The 17,742-nt window shown below is 70.7% G+C and carries 15 protein-coding genes; 5 read left to right on the top strand and 10 right to left on the bottom strand.

Annotated features, from left to right (window positions below):
* Positions 1-50 precede the first annotated feature (50 nt).
* The gene (locus tag ACZ4VI_RS01805; protein WP_467995669.1) at positions 51-404 is read right to left on the bottom strand and encodes a zinc ribbon domain-containing protein YjdM; all 354 of its coding nucleotides are present in this window, start codon (positions 402-404) and stop codon (positions 51-53) included.
* A gap of 61 nt (positions 405-465) precedes the next feature.
* On the opposite strand from ACZ4VI_RS01805, the gene ACZ4VI_RS01800 reads away from it, so the two are divergent.
* The 3 genes from ACZ4VI_RS01800 to ACZ4VI_RS01790 all read left to right on the top strand — a co-directional run bounded on the left by ACZ4VI_RS01800 (position 466) and on the right by ACZ4VI_RS01790 (position 4,462).
* Entirely contained in the window at positions 466-1,272 is an 807-nt protein-coding gene (locus ACZ4VI_RS01800; protein WP_467995668.1) for an N-formylglutamate amidohydrolase, read from the top strand.
* A gap of 41 nt (positions 1,273-1,313) precedes the next feature.
* Positions 1,314-2,906 carry a molybdopterin-dependent oxidoreductase gene (locus ACZ4VI_RS01795; RefSeq protein ID WP_467995666.1) on the top strand — a complete coding sequence of 531 codons (1,593 nt, stop codon included), beginning with the start codon at positions 1,314-1,316 and terminating at the stop codon, positions 2,904-2,906.
* Between the two features lie 110 nt (positions 2,907-3,016).
* Positions 3,017-4,462 (top strand): glyceraldehyde-3-phosphate dehydrogenase, encoded by a 1,446-nt coding sequence (locus ACZ4VI_RS01790; protein WP_467995664.1) that lies wholly within the window; start codon positions 3,017-3,019, stop codon positions 4,460-4,462.
* Between the two features lie 100 nt (positions 4,463-4,562).
* On the opposite strand, the gene ACZ4VI_RS01785 is transcribed toward ACZ4VI_RS01790, so the two are convergent.
* The 7 genes from ACZ4VI_RS01785 to ACZ4VI_RS01755 form a co-directional block, all read right to left on the bottom strand.
* A complete protein-coding gene (locus ACZ4VI_RS01785) occupies positions 4,563-6,326 on the bottom strand; it encodes a serine/threonine-protein kinase (protein WP_467995662.1) in 1,764 nt (587 codons plus the stop codon).
* Positions 6,327-6,425: 99 nt separating this feature from the next.
* The gene (mmsB, locus tag ACZ4VI_RS01780; RefSeq protein WP_467995661.1) at positions 6,426-7,667 is read right to left on the bottom strand and encodes a multiple monosaccharide ABC transporter permease; all 1,242 of its coding nucleotides are present in this window, start codon (positions 7,665-7,667) and stop codon (positions 6,426-6,428) included.
* A gap of 5 nt (positions 7,668-7,672) precedes the next feature.
* A complete protein-coding gene (gene mmsA, locus ACZ4VI_RS01775) occupies positions 7,673-9,247 on the bottom strand; it encodes a multiple monosaccharide ABC transporter ATP-binding protein (RefSeq protein ID WP_467996265.1) in 1,575 nt (524 codons plus the stop codon).
* 19 nt (positions 9,248-9,266) lie between these two features.
* A complete protein-coding gene (chvE, locus tag ACZ4VI_RS01770; RefSeq protein ID WP_467995659.1) occupies positions 9,267-10,385 on the bottom strand; it encodes a multiple monosaccharide ABC transporter substrate-binding protein in 1,119 nt (372 codons plus the stop codon).
* 5 nt (positions 10,386-10,390) lie between these two features.
* Positions 10,391-11,377, bottom strand: a complete 987-nt coding sequence (locus tag ACZ4VI_RS01765) for a hypothetical protein (RefSeq protein WP_467995657.1) — start codon at positions 11,375-11,377, stop codon at positions 10,391-10,393.
* A 103-nt stretch (positions 11,378-11,480) separates the two neighbouring features.
* On the bottom strand, positions 11,481-12,485 hold the full coding sequence (locus tag ACZ4VI_RS01760) for a zinc-dependent alcohol dehydrogenase (protein WP_467996264.1): 1,005 nt from the start codon (positions 12,483-12,485) through the stop codon (positions 11,481-11,483).
* Between the two features lie 139 nt (positions 12,486-12,624).
* Entirely contained in the window at positions 12,625-13,788 is a 1,164-nt protein-coding gene (locus tag ACZ4VI_RS01755) for a mandelate racemase/muconate lactonizing enzyme family protein (protein WP_467995656.1), read from the bottom strand.
* A gap of 199 nt (positions 13,789-13,987) precedes the next feature.
* On the opposite strand from ACZ4VI_RS01755, the gene ACZ4VI_RS01750 reads away from it, so the two are divergent.
* Positions 13,988-14,758: an IclR family transcriptional regulator gene (locus ACZ4VI_RS01750; protein WP_467995654.1), complete on the top strand. Its 771-nt coding sequence runs from the start codon at positions 13,988-13,990 to the stop codon at positions 14,756-14,758.
* Positions 14,755-15,597, top strand: coding sequence for an SMP-30/gluconolactonase/LRE family protein (locus tag ACZ4VI_RS01745; RefSeq protein WP_467995653.1), 843 nt, complete (start codon positions 14,755-14,757; stop codon positions 15,595-15,597). Before ACZ4VI_RS01750 ends, ACZ4VI_RS01745 begins: the two co-directional genes overlap by 4 nt.
* A gap of 67 nt (positions 15,598-15,664) precedes the next feature.
* On the opposite strand, the gene ACZ4VI_RS01740 is transcribed toward ACZ4VI_RS01745, so the two are convergent.
* Both ACZ4VI_RS01740 and ACZ4VI_RS01735 read right to left on the bottom strand, forming a co-directional pair.
* Positions 15,665-16,228 carry an SMI1/KNR4 family protein gene (locus tag ACZ4VI_RS01740; protein ID WP_467995652.1) on the bottom strand — a complete coding sequence of 188 codons (564 nt, stop codon included), beginning with the start codon at positions 16,226-16,228 and terminating at the stop codon, positions 15,665-15,667.
* 43 nt (positions 16,229-16,271) lie between these two features.
* The gene (locus ACZ4VI_RS01735; RefSeq protein WP_467995651.1) at positions 16,272-17,462 is read right to left on the bottom strand and encodes a hypothetical protein; all 1,191 of its coding nucleotides are present in this window, start codon (positions 17,460-17,462) and stop codon (positions 16,272-16,274) included.
* Between the last annotated feature and the right edge of the window lie 280 nt (positions 17,463-17,742).

Here is a 17,742-nt window from a genome sequence, read left to right as displayed (position 1 = left end):
ACCGGACGGCGCGCCGTGGCTGCGACCGTCGTCCGGTCCGGAGGCCCAGATCAGGCCTTCTTGACCACGCTCGACTTGAGCTGCATGGGCCCGAAGCCCTCGATCCTGCAGTCGATGTCGTGGCCGTCCACACCGTCCACGAGACGGATGTTGCGCACCTTGGTGCCCGCCTTGATGCCGCTCGGGCTGCCCTTGACCTTGAGGGTCTTGACCACCGTGACGGTGTCGCCGTCGGCCAGTACGTTGCCGACCGAGTCCTTGATCACCTTCTCGCCGGCTCCGGCGTTGTCGCCGGAGGCGGAGGCGGACCACTCGTGGCCGCACTCGGGGCAGACCAGGAGCGCACCCATCTCATAGGTGTACGCACTGGAACATTGGGGACAGGGGGGAAGATTCTCGGTCACACGCCCATTCTATTTCAGTCAGAGCTCCCCGACCCTCGCCCAGGTGATCATGCTGGTGCGTATGACCGACGCGACGCCCTCCTTCGAGCTCCTCCCCGGAGCGCCGGACTCCCCGGTGCTCCTCCACGTGCCGCACTCCTCCCGGGAGCTGCCCCCGGACGTGCGCGCGGGCATCGTCCTCGGGGACGAGGCGCTCGCGCGGGAGCTCGACCACATCACCGACTCCCACACCGCCGAGATCGCCGCCGTCGCGGTGCGGGCAGCGGCCGGTACCCCCTGGCGGTTCGTCAACCGGCTGTCCCGGCTGGTCGTCGATCCCGAGCGCTTCCCCGACGAGCGGGAGGAGATGCTCGCGGCCGGGATGGGCGCGGTCTACACCCGGACCACGCACCGCGCCGAGCTGCGGCCGGCCGGATTCGACGCCCAGCCTCTCCTCGACCGGTACTTCACCCCGTACGCGCGGGCCATGACGGCCGCCGTGAACGAACGGCTCGCGGCGGCCGGTCACGCCGTGATCATCGACGTCCACTCGTACCCGACCGAAGTGCTGCCGTACGAGCTGCACGGCACGGGTCCCCGACCGCCCATCTGTCTCGGGACCGACCGCTTCCACACGCCGCCCACGCTGGTGGAGGCGGCACGGAAGGCGTTCGCGCCGTTCGGCGGCATCGGGACCGACAGCCCCTTCGCGGGGACGTACGTGCCGCTGGAGCACTACGGCCGCGATCCGCGTGTCTCCGCCCTGATGATCGAGATCCGCCGCGACGTCTATATGCGGGAGCCCGGCGGCCCCGCCGGACCCGGCCTCGACGCCCTCGGCGCGGCCCTGGCGGCCCTGGTCGGCGACGCGGGGGCGGCGCGCGGCTGAAATCCCCCACGCGGCGGCCTGTTCGCGCCGATGCTGGGACCATGAACGCCACCCGTTCCTCCCGCCGGCCCACGCGCACGGACCGGCTGCTCGCCGCGCTCGGCGGGGTCCTCTCCGGCTATGTCGCCCTGGCCGTGGCCGATCTCCTCGCCGGCCGGATCCGCCCCGAGGCGGCGCCGGTCACGGCCGTCGGCGACGTCCTCGTCGACTGGACCCCGTCCGCCATCGAGCAGTGGGCGATCCGTACCTTCGGCGAGAGCGACAAGACCGTCCTCCTGCTTGGCATCGTGCTCGTCCTCGGTCTGATCGCCGCCGCCCTCGGGCTGCTCGCCCTGCGCAACCGCCCGGCCGGGGCCGCCGGAGTCCTCGGCTTCGGCGTCGTCGGAGCCCTCGCCGCCGTGAGCCGGCCCGACTCCGGCTCCGCGCTCGACGCCGTGCCCTCGCTCGCCGGGGCGGCGGCCGGAGCCGTCCTGCTGTACGTCCTCATCGGCCGGCTGCTCGCCACGGGCGCCGGGGAGCCGCCGGACGCGGCCGCCCGCGCGGGCCGCCGGGGCTTCCTCGTCGTCGCCGCCGTGACGGGCCTGGCGGCGACCGGGGCCGCCGCGCTCGGCCGGGCGGCCGGGTCACCCGCGGGCGAAGGCGCGACGGCGTCCCGGAAGGCGCTGCGGCTGCCGCGCCCGGTCTCGCCCGCGGCCGCCGTCCCGCCTGGTGCGCAGCTCGACGTCCCCGGGATCAGCCCGTTCCTCACCCCGAACAAGGACTTCTACCGGGTCGACACCGCGCTCGTCGTCCCCCAGGTCGACGCCGACGGCTGGCGCCTGCGGATCCACGGCAGCGGCGTGCGCGGTGAACGCTCCCTCACCCTCAAGGAGCTGATGTCACGCCCGGTGGTGGAGCGGGACATCACCCTCGCCTGCGTCTCCAACGAGGTCGGCGGACCGTACGTCGGCAACGCCCGCTGGCTCGGCGTACGCCTCGCCGATCTGCTCCGCGAGGCCGGGGTGCGCCCGCCGTCCGAAGGTGGTCCCGCCGACCAGCTCGTCGCCCGTTCCGTCGACGGCATGACCATCGGCACCCCCGTCGAGGACGTCATGGACGGCCGCGACGCGCTGCTCGCCTTCGGCATGAACGGCACGCCGCTGCCGTTGTCCCACGGCTTCCCGGTCCGCATGATCGTCCCCGGGCTCTACGGCTACGTCTCCGCCTGCAAGTGGATCGAGTCCATCGAGCTCACCACCTTCGACGCCTACGACGCCTACTGGGTCCCGCGCGGCTGGGCGGCCCAGGCCCCGGTCAAGACCCAGTCCCGGATCGACACCCCACGGGCGCTCGCCCGCCCGGACGCGGGCACCGTCATGATCGCCGGGGTCGCCTGGGCCCAGCACCGGGGCATCGCGCGCGTGGAGGTCCGGGTCGACGACGGGCCCTGGCAGGAGGCGCGGCTCGGAGCCGAGGACAGCCTGGACACCTGGCGGCAGTGGGTCCACCCCTGGCAGGCCGAACCCGGCCGCCACACCCTCACGGTCCGCGCGACCGACGGCACCGGAGCCACCCAGACCGAGCGGCGCACCGACACCATGCCCGACGGGGCGAGCGGATGGCACTCGGTTGTGGTGACCGTCGCCTCGGACTGAGGAGCGTCGTCCCGAACGGGCGGGGTGGTCCTGAGGGGTGGGGCCCCCAGGAAAGATCAAAATTCCGTCGGGTTAGCATATGAGCACCGCCTAGCTCGAAAGATGAACTCGTGACTGTCAATGACGACTCGTTCACCAGCTGGAAGAACCGCGAGGAGATCGCGGAGTCGATGATTCCGATCATCGGGAAGTTGCACCGGGAGCGGGACGTCACGGTCCTGCTTCACAGCCGTTCCCTGGTGAACAAGTCGGTGGTGAGCATCCTCAAGACCCACCGATTCGCCCGTCAGATCGCCGGTGAGGAACTCTCGGTCACCGAGACCATGCCGTTCCTGCGGGCCCTCACCGCCCTCGACCTCGGCCCGTCCCAGATCGACATCGGCATGCTCGCCGCGACGTTCAAGTCCGACGACCGCGGTCTCTCCGTCGAGGAGTTCACCGCCGAGGCCGTCGCCGGTGCCACGGGCGTCAACAAGATCGAGTGCCGCGACGGCCGCGACGTCGTCCTCTACGGCTTCGGCCGCATCGGCCGCCTCGTCGCCCGCCTGCTCATCGAGAAGGCCGGCTCCGGCAACGGTCTGCGCCTGCGCGCCATCGTCGTCCGCGGCGGCGGCGACCAGGATCTGGTCAAGCGCGCCTCGCTGCTGCGCCGCGACTCGATCCACGGCCAGTTCCAGGGCACGATCACCGTCGACGAGGCGACCAGCACCATCTTCGCCAACGGCAACGCGATCAAGGTGATCTACGCCAACGACCCGTCCGAGGTCGACTACACGGCGTACGGCATCAGGGACGCCATCCTCATCGACAACACGGGCAAGTGGCGCGACCGCGAGGGCCTCTCCAAGCACCTGCGCCCCGGCATCGACAAGGTCGTCCTGACCGCCCCGGGCAAGGGCGACGTCCCGAACATCGTCCACGGCGTCAACCACGACACGATCAAGCCGGACGAGCAGATCCTGTCCTGCGCCTCCTGCACCACCAACGCGATCGTCCCGCCGCTGAAGGCCATGGACGACGAGTACGGCGTGCTGCGCGGCCACGTGGAGACCGTCCACTCGTTCACCAACGACCAGAACCTGCTGGACAATTACCACAAGGCCGACCGTCGCGGCCGTTCCGCGCCGCTCAACATGGTCATCACCGAGACCGGTGCCGCCTCGGCCGTCGCCAAGGCGCTGCCCGACCTCAAGGCGCCGATCACCGGCAGCTCGATCCGCGTCCCCGTCCCGGACGTCTCGATCGCCATCCTGAGCCTGCGCCTGGGCCGCGAGACCACCCGCGACGAGGTCCTCGAGTACCTCCGCGACGTCTCGCTGCACTCGCCGCTCAAGCGCCAGATCGACTTCACCACCGCCCCCGACGCCGTTTCCATGGACTTCGTCGGCTCGCGCCACGCCTCGATCGTCGACGCGGGCGCCACCAAGGTGGACGGCGACAACGCGATCCTCTACCTCTGGTACGACAACGAGTTCGGCTACTCGTGCCAGGTCATCCGGGTCGTCCAGCACGTCTCGGGCGTCGAGTACCCGACGTACCCGGCCCCGGCGGTCTGATCCCCGGCGCACGGCGCACACGCACAGACGAGCAAGGCCCCTGGCGTTCCCGGCAGGGGCCTTGCTCGCGTCTCATGCGCCGTGCCTTATGCGCCGTGCCTTATGCGGCGTTGCGCCAGACGGTCAGGTCCAGGGTCATGTAGGTGCTGGGCGAGTCCTCGGCCGAGAAGCCGCGGACCGTGATCAGACCGATGTGACCCGTGCCCGTGGTGACGCACACTTGCCGTCCCTGAGACAGCTTGTCCACGTAGACGTCGTTCGTGAAGCGGGTGTCCGCGCGGCAGGCGGCGAGCGAGCCCTCCTGCCCGGCGTCGAGCAGCACGAGGCTGCTGCCGCTGCTCTCCGCGTCGAGATAGCCGCCGGTGTCGTACGAGAGTTCGTACCCGCCGTCCTCGCCCTGCTGCGGCCGGATCGTCTCGTCGCCGAGCGTCAGGTGGTAGCCCGCGGTGAGGTTGATCCCCTTGAAGTCGGTCGGCTGCGGCTGGGGCTTGGTGCTCGGCGACGGGCTCGTCGACCGGCTGGGCGTCGTACCCCCCGTGCTCCCGCCGCCCTTCTGGCCGTCCTGCGCCGAGCCGCCGCCCTGTGTCTGCTTGTCCTTGTCCTTGAGCAGCAGGTACGCCGTGCCACCTCCGGCGACACCGAAGACCAGCGCGGCCGCGAGCGCGATGACCAGGCCCCGCTTGCCCGAGCGCGCGGGAGGCGGCGCCTGGAATGGGTGGCGCTGAGGGGCGAACGGCGCCGGGGTGTAGGCCTGCGCCGGGGCAGGGCCGGCCGGCATCGTCGGCGAGTAGGCGGGCGACGGGCCGGCCGGTGCGGTGGGCGGGTACGCGACCGGGGCCGGGCCCGCCGGTGCCGTGGGGGTGTACGCGACCGGCGCCGGGCCCGCCGGCGCCGTGGGGGTGTAGGCCGGAGGCGGCGGAGTCCGGTCGGGAGCGGGCGCGGGCGCTGCCGCTCGTACGGTGATGTCGGCGGCCACCGAGCTCGGCAGCCAGTCCTCGGGCCGGCGCAGCACCGTCTCTGCGTTCGCGGACTGGCACAGGGCGATGATCTCGGCGAGCGACGGCCGCGCCTCCGGGTCCTTGGCGAGCGCGCGCGTCACCAGGTCCGTCAGCCGCTCGGGGACCCGCGAGAGGTCCGGCTCCTCGTGGACGATCCGGTAGAGAACCCCGTGCGAGGTCCCCTCGCCGAACGCCGGGGTTCCCGTCGCCGCGTACGCCGCGACCTGGCCGAGGGCGAAGATGTCGGTGGCCGCCGTCACCTTGCGGCCCGCCGCCTGCTCGGGGGCCATGAACGACGGCGTGCCGATCGTGACGCCGCTGCCCGTCAGGGAGGTGGCGTCGGCGGCGTAGGCGATGCCGAAGTCGATGACGCGGGGCCCGTCCGCGGCGAGCAGGACGTTCGACGGCTTGAGGTCGCGGTGCACGATCCCCGCGCCGTGGATGACGTGCAACGCCTCGGCCATACCGGCGATCAGCAGCAGTACCGTCTCGACCGGCAGCGCTCCGTGGGCGACCACGGCGTCGGCGAGCGAGGGCCCGGGCACGTACGCCGTCGCCAGCCAGGGCTGCGGCCCCTCGGTGTCCGCGTCGATGACCGGCGCCGTGAACAGCCCCTGCACCCGCTGCGCCGACTGCACCTCCTGGGCGAACCGCCGCCGGAACTCGGGGTCGTCACCGAACTCGGGGCGGATCACCTTGATGGCGACCGGCCGCCCGCCGGGCGTGTAGGACAGATACACCTTGCCCATACCGCCCGCGCCGAGCTTCGCCGCCAGCCGGTATCCGGCGACGGTGGTCGGATCGTCCCCGGCCAGCGGCTGGAAGATCTGAGAGGCGCTTCCCCGCCCTGGCTGCTGACCGCTCATCAACTCACGTCTCCCGCACACAGAACACCGATGTCGACCGGCACCCTATCCAAGTGGGAGAGCCTCGTTCGCCGCTTCCGCCGCGGCCCCGGACACCCGTTACGAACCGACCTTCCGCTTGTTCCACACGTCGAAGCCGACCGCCGCGAGCAGCACCATGCCCTTGATCACCTGCTGCCAGTCCGTACCGATCCCGACGAGGTTCATGCCGTTGTTGAGCACGCCGAGCACCAGGCCGCCGATGATGGCGCCCAGGACCGTGCCGACGCCGCCGCTCATCGACGCGCCGCCGATGAACGAGGCGGCGATCGCCTCCAGTTCGAAGTTGATGCCGGCCTTGGGCGAGGCCGCGTTGAACCGGGCGGCGAAGACCAGTCCGGCCAGCGCCGCGAGCATCCCCATGTTGAGGAAGACCAGGAAGGTGACCTTCTTGTCCCGCACACCGGAGAGCTTGGCGGCGGGCAGGTTGCCACCGATCGCGTACACATGGCGTCCGACGATCGCGTTGCGCATGACGTAGCCGAAGCCGACGAGGAGCGCGGCGAGGATCAGCAGCACCACCGGGGCGCCCTTGTAGCTGGCGAGCAGCAGGGTGAAGACCAGGACCGTGGCGATGAGCGCGCCCAGCTTGAGCGCGAAGAGCCCGGCCGGCGGCACCTCGAGCGCGAACTCCCGCTGGCGCCGGCGGTCACGTATCTCCTGCCAGACGACGAAGACCATCAGCGCCAGACCCAGGAGCAGCGTCAGGTTGTGGTAGTTGGTCCGCGGCCCGACCTCCGGGAGGAAGCCGTTGGAGACCGTCTGCAGCCCGTCCGGGAACGGCCCGATCGTCTGGCCCTTGAGGAAGATCTCGGTGAGACCCCGGAAGAGCAGCATGCCCGCGAGCGTCACGATGAACGACGGAATGCCGAGATACGCGATGAAGAAGCCCTGCATCGCGCCCGCCGCCGCGCCCAGCAGGAGCACGAGGACCACGGCCAGCGGCCACGCCATCCGGTGTTCGACCATCAGCACCGCCGCCAACGCACCGATGAACGCGGTGAGCGAGCCGACCGACAGGTCGATATGGCCCGAGATGATGACGATCATCATGCCGATGGCCAGGATCAGGATGTAGCTGTTCTGCAGGACCAGGTTGGAGACGTTGCGCGGCAGCAGCAGGTCGCCGCCCGTCCAGACCGCGAACAGGGCCACGATCAGGCCGAGCGCGATCAGCATGCCGTACTGCCGCATGTTGCCGCGCAGTCCGTCGAGGATCAGCCGGCCGACGCCGGGGCCGGACCCCGCGGGGTGACCGGGCGAGGGGTCGGCCTTCGGCCCGGCCGAGAGATCGGTGCTCATGGGTGCTACCTCTTGTTCCTGTCCTTCGGGGACACCGGGGAGACGGTGTCCTTGGTCATGTGCCGCATCAGCAGCTCCTGCGTCGCCTCGGCGCGGGGCACTTCACCGGTGAGCCGGCCCGCGGCCATGGTGTAGATGCGGTCGCACATGCCGAGCAGCTCGGGGAGTTCCGAGGAGATGAAGAGGACCGCCTTGCCCTCGGCGGCCAGCCGGTCGACGACCGTGTAGATCTCGTACTTGGCACCCACGTCGATCCCGCGGGTCGGCTCGTCCAGGATGAGGACGTCGGGACCCGCGAAGATCCACTTGCTGAGCACGACCTTCTGCTGGTTGCCGCCCGAGAGCTTGCCCACCGGCTCGAAGACGGTCGGCGCCTTGATGTTCATGGTCCGGCGGAACTCCTCCGAGACCCGGCGCTCCTCGTGCTCGTCGACGATGCCGCGACGGGCGACCTTGGACAGGGCGCTCAGCGAGACATTGCGGTTGATGGTGTCGATCAGGTTGAGGCCGTAGTGCTTGCGGTCCTCGGTGACGTACGCGATGCCGTGCCCGACGGCCTCGGGGACCGTCCGCGTACGGATCTCCACGCCGTCCTTGAGGACCGTGCCGCCGCCGTACCGGCCGTAGCTGCGCCCGAAGACGCTCATGGCCAGTTCGGTGCGGCCCGCGCCCATCAGGCCCGCGATGCCGACGATCTCCCCGCGCCGCACGGTCAGCGACACGCCGTCGACGACCTTGCGGTGCTGGTCGATCGGGTGGTGCACGGTCCAGTCCCGGATCTCCAGGGCCGGTGCCGCGCCCCTCTCCGGCGTGTGCGGGGTGCGCTCGGGGAAGCGGTGGTCGAGATCGCGGCCCACCATGCCGCGGATGATCCGCTCCTCGGTGGTCTCCGGCGCCTTGACATCGAGGGTCTCGATGGACCGGCCGTCCCGGATGATCGTCACCGAGTCCGCGATCCGGGCGATCTCGTTGAGCTTGTGCGAGATGATGATCGAGGTGATGCCCTGATCCCTCAACTCATCGATCAGGCCGAGGAGTTTGCCGCTGTCCTGGTCGTTGAGCGCGGCCGTCGGCTCGTCGAGGATCAGCAGCTTCACCTCCTTGGCGAGCGCCTTGGCGATCTCCACCAGCTGCTGTTTGCCGACGCCGATGTCGGCGACCCGGGTCTGCGGATGCTCGTCCAGACCCACCCGCCGCAGCAGCGCCGCCGCGTGCTCCAGTGTCCTGTCCCAGCTGATCATCCCCCGGGTGGCGTGCTCGTTGCCGAGGAAGATGTTCTCCGCGATGGAGAGGTAGGGCACCAGGGCGAGCTCCTGGTGGATGATCACGATGCCGCGCTTCTCGCTCGCCTCGATGTCCCTGAACCGGCACGGCTCGCCCTGGAAGAGGATCTCTCCCTCGTAACTGCCGTGCGGATGAACGCCGCTGAGGACCTTCATCAGCGTCGACTTGCCGGCGCCGTTCTCCCCGCAGATGGCGTGGACCTCGCCCGCACGGACGGTGAGGGAGACGTCCGACAGCGCCTTGACGCCGGGAAAGGTCTTGATGATCGAGCGCATTTCCAGGACGGGTCCCGCCATGGTCGTGCCTGCCAATCTGCTAGTTGAGGTCGCTGGCCTTGATGTAGCCGGAATCCACCAGCACGCTCTGGTAGTTGCTCTTGTCGACGCTCACCGGGTCCAGGAGATAGGCCGGCACGACCTTCTTCTCGTTGTTGTAGGTCTCGGTGTCGTTGACCTCGGGCGTCTTGCCGTCGAGCAGCGCGTTGACCATCTGGGCGGCCACCTTGGCCAGTTCGCGGGTGTCCTTGTAGACGGTCTGGGTCTGCTCGCCCGCGATGATGGACTTCACCGAGGCGACCTCGGCGTCCTGCCCCGTGACCAGGGGCAGCGGCTTGCTCGCACTGCCGTAGTCGTCGGACTTCAGCGCCGACAGGATGCCGATGGAGATGCCGTCGTACGGCGAGAGAACGGCGTCCACCCGGTCCTTGGCGTACGACGAGGTGAGCAGGTCGTCCATGCGCTTCTGGGCAGTGCCGCCGTCCCAGCGCAGGGTGGTGACCTGGTTGAGCGCGGTCTGGCCGGACTTCACGACCAGCTGCTTCTTGTCGATGTACGGCTGCAGGACGTTCATGGCGCCCTGGAAGAAGTAACGGGTGTTGTTGTCGTCGTTCGAGCCGGCGAACAGCTCGACGTTGAACGGGCCCTTCTTGCTGCCGTCCTTCAGGCCCAGCTTCTCGACGAGGTAGCCGCCCTGGAGCTCGCCGACCTTCTCGTTGTCGAAGGAGGCGTAGTAGTCGACGTGGGGCGAGCCGAGGATCAGCCGGTCGTAGGAGATCACGGGGATCTTGGCGTCCGCCGCCTGCTTCAGCACGTTGGCGAGCGCCCGGCCGTCGATGGCCGCGACCACCAGCGCGTCCACCCCCTGGGTGATCATGTTCTCGATCTGCGAGACCTGCTGGTCCGGGTCGTCCTCGCCGTACTGGAGCGAGGTCTTGTAGCCGTACTTCTCCAGGCTGGCGACCATGTTCTTGCCGTCGGCGATCCAGCGCTCGGAGGACTTGGTGGGCATGGCGATGCCCACCGTCAGGTCCCCGGCGTTCTTCTCCTCGTTGCTGCCGCCCGCGCCGCTCTGGCCGCAGGCGGTGAGGGCGAGGGCGAGGCAGGTCGCGAGGGCGGTGGTGGTGGCCGTCGTGGTGGCGGCTCTGCGGATGCGCATGGTCATCAGTCCTTGTCGGTGGGGTGGATGCGGTCCGGGAAGCGGTTCAGGGGGCCGGGCAGCCGGGAGCCGAGCGGCGACATGCCGCCGTCCGCGCCGTGCCGGGCCAGCAGGTCCAGGGCGAGCCGGCCGCGGCGTACCCGCTCGCGCGCCGTCGCCAGGACGGTCTCGCGCAGGTGCAGGCCGGAGGGGTAGATCGAAGGGGCCTTCGCCAGGCCGAACTTCAGATACAGCGGGGCGCCGCGGCGGATCAGCTCGGCGACCTCGTACATCCGGACGTAGCCGCCCAGGTCGTCGGGTGCCTCGATGTACATGTCCATCGGCGCGGCGCTGACCCGGCGGATCTCGGTGAGGTGGGCGAGCGTCAGATCGCTCGGCACGTTCACCGAGTCGGCCCCCAGACGCTCATGGACGGCGTACGCCGCCGGGTTGACCGGACCGATCAGCGCCGAGACCTTGAGCGTGGTGTCCGCCGGGAGGATGCCCTGGCACCGCGCCCGGTGCAGCGTCCACAGCACACCCTCATCCGCGACCAGCAGGCACTTCACGCCCAGTTCCGTGGCGCGGACGGCGTCCTCCACGCAGCCGGCGACCGCGTCGTGGCCGCGGGCGCGCAGACCTCCGCCGCGCGAGTCGGTCCGGACCGAGCCGCCGATGTCCCAGGTGCCGCGCGGGCCGGTGAACAGGCAGACCTCGATGGAGCGTTCGGCCGCCGCCTCCACCATCTCGGTGATCTCGGCGTCCGTCAGCATCCAGACGCCGCTGCCCTGGCTGACCCGGTGGACGGGCACATCGAGCCGGGTGGCCTCCTTGAGGACCGCGTGGAGCGCCTCCGGGCCCTCCACCGAGGGGACCTCGGTGCGCCAGGTGCCGCCGTCCGGGAAGGAGTGCGGCGAGGTGTCGGCGGAGGAAGGTACGGGGGTGCCGAGGCCGAGGGCGGCGAGTGTCTGTTCCCCGGGGCGTCGGGGAGGGGGAGAGGGAGCGTCGGTCACGGGCAGTCCTTCGTGTTCTTTGTGTTCGAAATTTCGGACATGGTTCGAGTCTTTGGGTGCGCGCCGGTACGGGCAGTCAGGTGGCTCCGTACCGGCGCGCGGATCAGGGCCGCAGCAGCACCTTGCCGACCTTCGGGTCGCCGGACCCCACGAGCTCGATCGCCCGGGGGAACTCCGTGAGCGCCAGCTCGTGGGTGACCAGCGGTGCGAGGTCGAGGAGGCCCGCGGAGAAGGCCCGTACGGCATGGGACCAGGCGGCGGGCGGCGCGCCGAAGACCGTGTGCAGGGTCAGCCGGCCGGTGACGAGGGACGCCGGATCCAGGCCGAGCGCCCCGGGGGCGGGGATGCCGGTGAGGACGACCGTGCCGCCGCGGCGGGCGAGGCCCACGGCGGTACGGGCGGAGCCGGGCGCCCCGGCGGCCTCCAGGACCAGATCGCACCGGCCTTCTGCCTCGCCCGCTGCGTCCATCACGGCCGTCGCCCCGAACTTCCGTGCCAGCTCGGCCCGTTCGCGGCGTGGCTCGACCACGTACAGTTCGCCGGGCGAGGAGGCGGCGAGCAGCTGCACGGCGATCAGCCCCAGGGTCCCGGCGCCGACCACGGCGACGCGCTCGCCGGGCCGCGGCGCTGCCGCGAGCGTCGAGGCCGCCACACAGGCGGCCGGCTCGAGCAGCGCGGCGGCCGTCAGATCGGCGTCGTCCGGGAGTACGTGCAGCAGCCGGGCCGGCAGCGTCAGCGTGGGCGCCATCGCGCCCGGCAGCGTGAACCCGGTCTCGTCGTACCCGGCCGTACAGAGCGTGGTGTCGCCCGCATGGCACCGCTCGCACACCTGGCAGTTGCGGAACCCCTCGCCGACCACCTTCCTGCCCACGAGCTCCGGCGGCACCCCGGCGCCGACCGCGGCGACGGTCCCCGACCACTCGTGGCCGGGGGTGAGGGGGTAGCGCACGTACCCCTCGGGCCGGTTGCCCTGGTACACCTCGCGGTCGCTGCCGCAGATGCCGCTCGCGTGGACGCGGACCAGGGCCTCCCCGGGACCGGGCGGGGCCGGCTCGTGCGGGACGAGCCGGTGCCGCCCGGGAGCGTCGAGGACGACGGCGCGTCCCACTCCGGTCATGCGCGCTGCCTTTCTGTGGTGCCGATCTCGGCGGTGGCCTCGGCTCCGCCGGACCGTGCTGTGGTGGTCGTCCGTCGCCCCGGTGTGACGGTGTGGCCCGGCAGCCGTCCTCGGGCAGGGGCCGATGTCCTCACTTGCCGCCGCCCCGAGAGGGATCGCGCTGCTCCCAGCCGTCCGCCCACAGGTCGAAGTGGGCCCGCTGCTGCGGGAACTCGGCCGCGGCGTCGGTGTCGAGCTCGACACCGAGACCCGGCGCGTCCGAGAGGTGGAAGTAGCCGTCCACCACCTGAGGGGCGCCCTTCACCACCTTCTTGATGTCCGCGTCCGCGAAGTCGTTGAAGTGCTCCAGGATCTTGAAGTTCGGGGCGGTGAAGCCCACTTGGAGCGAGGCGGCGGTGAGCACCGGGCCACCCACGTTGTGCGGGGCCACCATCATGTAGTGCGTCTCGGCGGTCGCTGCCAGCTTCCGGGTCTCCCAGATGCCGCCCAGGTGGCCGACGTCCGGCTGGAGGATGTCGGCGGCCTGGCTCTCGAACAGCTCGCGGAACTCGATCCGGTCGTGGATCCGTTCACCCGTCGCGATAGGGAGGTCCACCTTCGCCGCCACCTTCTCCAGCGCCTTCAGGTTCTCCGGCGGGACGGGCTCCTCCAGCCAGGCGGGCCGGAACGGGGCCATCTCCCTCGCCAGCCGGATCGCCGTGGCCGGCGAGAACCGGCCGTGCATCTCCAGCATCAGCTCGGCGTCCGGGCCGATGGCGTCCCGTACGGCCTCGATCAGGGAGACCGCGTACAGCGTGTCCTGGTGCGACAGTTCGAGGTGCCCGGTGCCGAACGGGTCGATCTTCAGCGCCTGATAGCCCCGCTCGATCACCGCGCCGGCGGCCTTGTGGTACGCCTCCGGAGTTCGTTCGGTGGTGTACCAGCCGTTGGCGTACGCCTTGACCTTGTCGGTCACCTTCCCGCCGAGCAGCTGCCACACCGGCACGCCGAGCGCCTTGCCCTTGATGTCCCAGCAGGCCATCTCGACGACGGCGATGCCCGACATCACGATCTCGCCGGCCCGGCCGAAGTCCCCGTACTTCATCCGGCGGACGAGGTCCTCGATCGCGAACGGGTCCGAGCCGGCGATGTGGTTGGCCTCGGCCTCGCGGAGGTAGCCGAGCAGCGCGTCGGTGTGGCCGAGCATGCGGGTCTCGCCCACGCCCGTCAGCCCCTCGTCGGTGTGGACGAGTACGTAGGTGAGATTGCGCCAGGGAGTTCCGACGACGTGAGTGCTGATTCCCGTGATGCGCACGGCGGTTGCCCCTCGGTCTCGTTCGAAATTTCGTCACACGTTCGAAATGTAGGCGTGACCGTAGGGGCTGGTCGAGGGCCTGTCAACGCCTTGCACGACCATTGCCCGGGGGAGCGACCTGTGGTTAGCCTGTGTTCGCGATATCGGCCAGCGGCCGGAATGTCGAACGAAGCCGGACACGAGGGGTGGGTGAGCGGCCATGGGACGCCAGGTTCCCGCGGTGACCAGAGCGCTGGACATACTGGAGCTGTTCCTGACGGGCGACGAGACACTCTCCGCCCCGGACGTCGTCCGCAGGCTCGGCCTTCCGCGCACCACCGTGCACGAACTGCTCACCACGCTGGCCGCCCGCACCTACCTCGTGCCCGTGCCCGAACACCCCGGCCGCTACCGGCTCGGCGTCCGTACGTACCAGCTCGGCAGCCGGTACGCGGAGCAGCTGGACCTCGCCGCCGAGGGCCGCCAGGTGGCCCGCGAGGTCGCCGAGATCTGCGACGAGACGGTCCATGTCGCGCTCCTCGAGGACACCGACGTCATCTACATCGCCAAGGTGGACTCCACCCACGCCGTCCGCATGGTCTCCGCCGCCGGCCGCCGGCTGCCCGCGCACTGCACGGCCGTCGGCAAGATGCTGCTCGCCTCGCTGCCGCCGGCCGAGCTCGACAGCCGTATCGACGGCCGCGAACTGGCCGCGATGACGCCGAACAGCATCACGGGCCATGACGCGCTGCGCGCGGCCCTCGCCGAGATCCGCGAGCGGGGCGTCGCCATCGAACACCAGGAGTCCAACCCCGACGTGAGCTGCGTCGCCGCACCCGTACGCGACAGCGCGGGGCGGGTCGTCGCGGCGCTCTCCGTCTCCGTCCCCGTGATCCGCTGGAGCGAGGAGCGCGAACGGGAGCTCGCCGAGCTGGCCGCCAAGGGCGCCGCCGACCTCTCCATACGCCTCGGTCACCGGGGCGCCCGATGAGGATCGAGGTGGCCGTCCGCGAGCAGGCCGAGCTGGGCGAGGGTCCCACGTGGGACCGGGCCGTCGGTCGGCTGATCTGGGTCGACATCCTGGGCTCGCGCGTCCACACGTACACTCCGGCGACGGGCCATCGCTCCGTCATGGCCACCGAACAGCACGTCGGCGCGGCGAAACCGACCGCGGACGGCGGTCTCGTGGTCAACCTCAGGGACGGCATCGGCCGGTACGACGCGGACGGCACCTTCTCCTGGCTCCTGCGGGACCCCGTGCCCGGCCGCCGCGGCAACGACGCGGCCGTCGCGCCCGACGGGGCGCTGTGGGCGGGCACCATGCGCTACGACGAGGCGCCCGGCGGCGGCAACCTGGTCCGCCTCGCACGCGACGGCGCCGCCGGTGTGGTGCTCCCCGAGGTGACGGTCAGCAACGGCATCGGCTGGAGCCCGGACGGCTCCCTCATGTACTACGTCGACAGCCCGACCCGTCGCATCGACGTCTGCCCGACGGACGCCGAACTCGCCACCCACCGCCGCCCCTTCGCGACCATCGAACCCGGAGCGGGCTTTCCCGACGGCCTCACGGTCGACGCGGACGGCTGCGTGTGGGTGGCCCTCTGGGACGGCGCCCAGATCCGCCGCTACACCCCGAGCGGCGACCTGGACCGCGTCATCCCCCTCCCCGTACGCCGCCCCACGGCCTGCGCCTTCGGCGGCCCCGACCTCCGCGACCTCTACATCACCACAGCCCGCACAGGCCTGCCCCACCCCCACCCGCTCTCCGGCTCGCTCCTGGTACTGCGCAACGCGGGCGAGGGCTTGGCGAGCGCCCCCTTCGGGGGCTGAGCTCCGGCGCGGGTCGTCACCGAGGGCCCGGACGGCAGGCGAACGTCTTTCGAGCGCGCCGACGGCGTCACTGTCCGGTCGTTCCGAGGGTCTGGTCTGCCGTCGCGAAGCGGTGCTCCGTCGGCTTCAGTACTTCGTAGAGGTGGCCGAAGTACTCCGTCTCCGCCGTTCCGGTGAGCACCGCCAGCAGGAAGGCGAGGCACCCCATGTCGTGGTGCTCCCACAGTGGGCCGCGCCCCTCGTTGTAGAGCACGGTCCACTCGTCAGGGTGCTGACCGGGCCGCGCCAGCCAGTACAGGAACGCCCCCGTGCCCTCCTCGAATGCCCACGGCAGGACCCGCGCCCCCGCTTCCTGCAGGCCGGCGGGCTTGTCCTCGAACTCCCACAGGTCGGCCAGGATCTCGTCCCGTTCCGTCGTCTGCGCGTGCAGGTCGCAGTCGTCGTAGGCGGAGTCGGGGACGAGCAGCCAGATCGTCTCGTCGAAGATGCCGTCGCCGTATGCCTCGACGAGCTGCTTGTAGTCGGCGGGCAGAGCCGCACCGAGGGCGCGCTCGGCTTGCGTCCAGTCCACCGCGGGCGGCGGATCGGCGGGCGGCGGGCAGAGGCGGACGAGGGCATCGAGGGCGATCATGGAACGGACGCTACCGGAACCCCAGCCGGTGCCCGAGTTGGCATCATCCGTCAGATGACGTGCTCAGTGCGGCGCGGTGCTCAGGGGCGCGGAAGTCCTTCTTGTTCGGGTACGTCACGTGGGTGCAGCCGCGCCGCTTCGTGATGTCGTCGACGTACGCGCGGAACAGGGCCGACAGCGTCTGGGGGCCGAGCACGTTGTCATAGGTGTAGCTGGAGCTGAGAGTGTGCAGGGCGGGCTTGTTGTCGCAGAGGGAGGAGGCCCACCACGCACCGCTTTCGTGTCCGGCCGTTCCCGCTGTGATGATCTTGTCCTCGCTGCCAAGGGCCTCGTATCCCACCGCGTGCGCCTCTGCGTCGAAGTAGGAGGCGGTGCGCAGCCACCACGGCGAGTGAGTGAGCGCACTGCGTGCGGAATCGCGTTCGTCGTCGGGCAAGCCGCCGGCGATACGGCCCACCTGGTCGGGGCTGACCGCCAGAAGACAGCTCTCGATGGGGGCCGCGTCCAGGGCAGGTGTCGCGAGGGCACGGTCGGGCAGCCGGCCTTGCCCTTGCTCCTGGACGTGTCGCGCAAACCAGCGGCATGAACCGTCCGTCGCCTGCGCGGGGCGGAGGTCGGACGGTACGGACGGCAACTGGTGGTCAGGCAGGGCGGGCAGCCGGCTCTGGCAGCCGATCCGGTCGGTGAGCTTCTCGGTGGCCGAGCGGGCGATGTGGGCCAGGCGCTCACGGTCCGCTGCGGAGACGTCGTCGTAGTCGGCGCCGGCCGTGACGTTCAGCAGCTTCGGGGCCGTCGCGCGGCTGCCGGGGCCGCACTCGGCGCGGATGGTGGTGTACCAGTCTCCGTAGCGGCCCAGGGTGCCATCGCCGATGGGTCGCGGTTCGGGGCGCCGGTCGGCGGTCGCCGTGACATCGGATTTCTGACTGTCGAGACTGTCGCGGAACGGCTCGAGATCGTTGTCGTCACCGATCCAGTGCAACGGCTTTGAACTGCCGCTGACCCGCACCCTCAAGGTGAACAGGCCCGTGGTCCTACCGGGACCATGCACCTTGTAGACGGTGCAGTAACCGGGTAGCTCGCCCACATCGAGCCTGGACTTGGGGTAATCGCTGCTTTCTGCCCGGACCATCCCGCCCTGCAGGTCCATCACCGCGGCCCCGGACACAAGTTGATCGCACGCCGCACTGATGTCGCGCTCGCTGGCAGCGCGGTCCCGGATGTCATCGAACGTCAACCAGCCCGCGTACAGACTCAGTCCGATCCCGCCCCACGCCGTCCACTGCCACAGCCTGATCCACCCAGCGCGCATCGCACACTCCCCTCGGAACCCGTCCGGCGCGATCACTGCCGCCCGGTCACCGAGCGTAGACGTCCGGTCGCATGAAGGCCGAGGCAGGGTGTTGACCTGCAATTGTCGTCAGCCGGATCGCGACCGATACGTGGCCAACTGGGCATGAGCAACGGCCGGCTGCACGGGCCCGAAGGGCGGTCGTGCGGTGCACGGCTTCTGGCGT

The sequence above is a fragment of the Streptomyces sp. NPDC029169 genome (assembly GCF_055563935.1).
The sequence above is the reverse complement of the archived record's forward strand: the minus strand, read 5'-3'. Positions and strand labels throughout refer to the sequence as shown.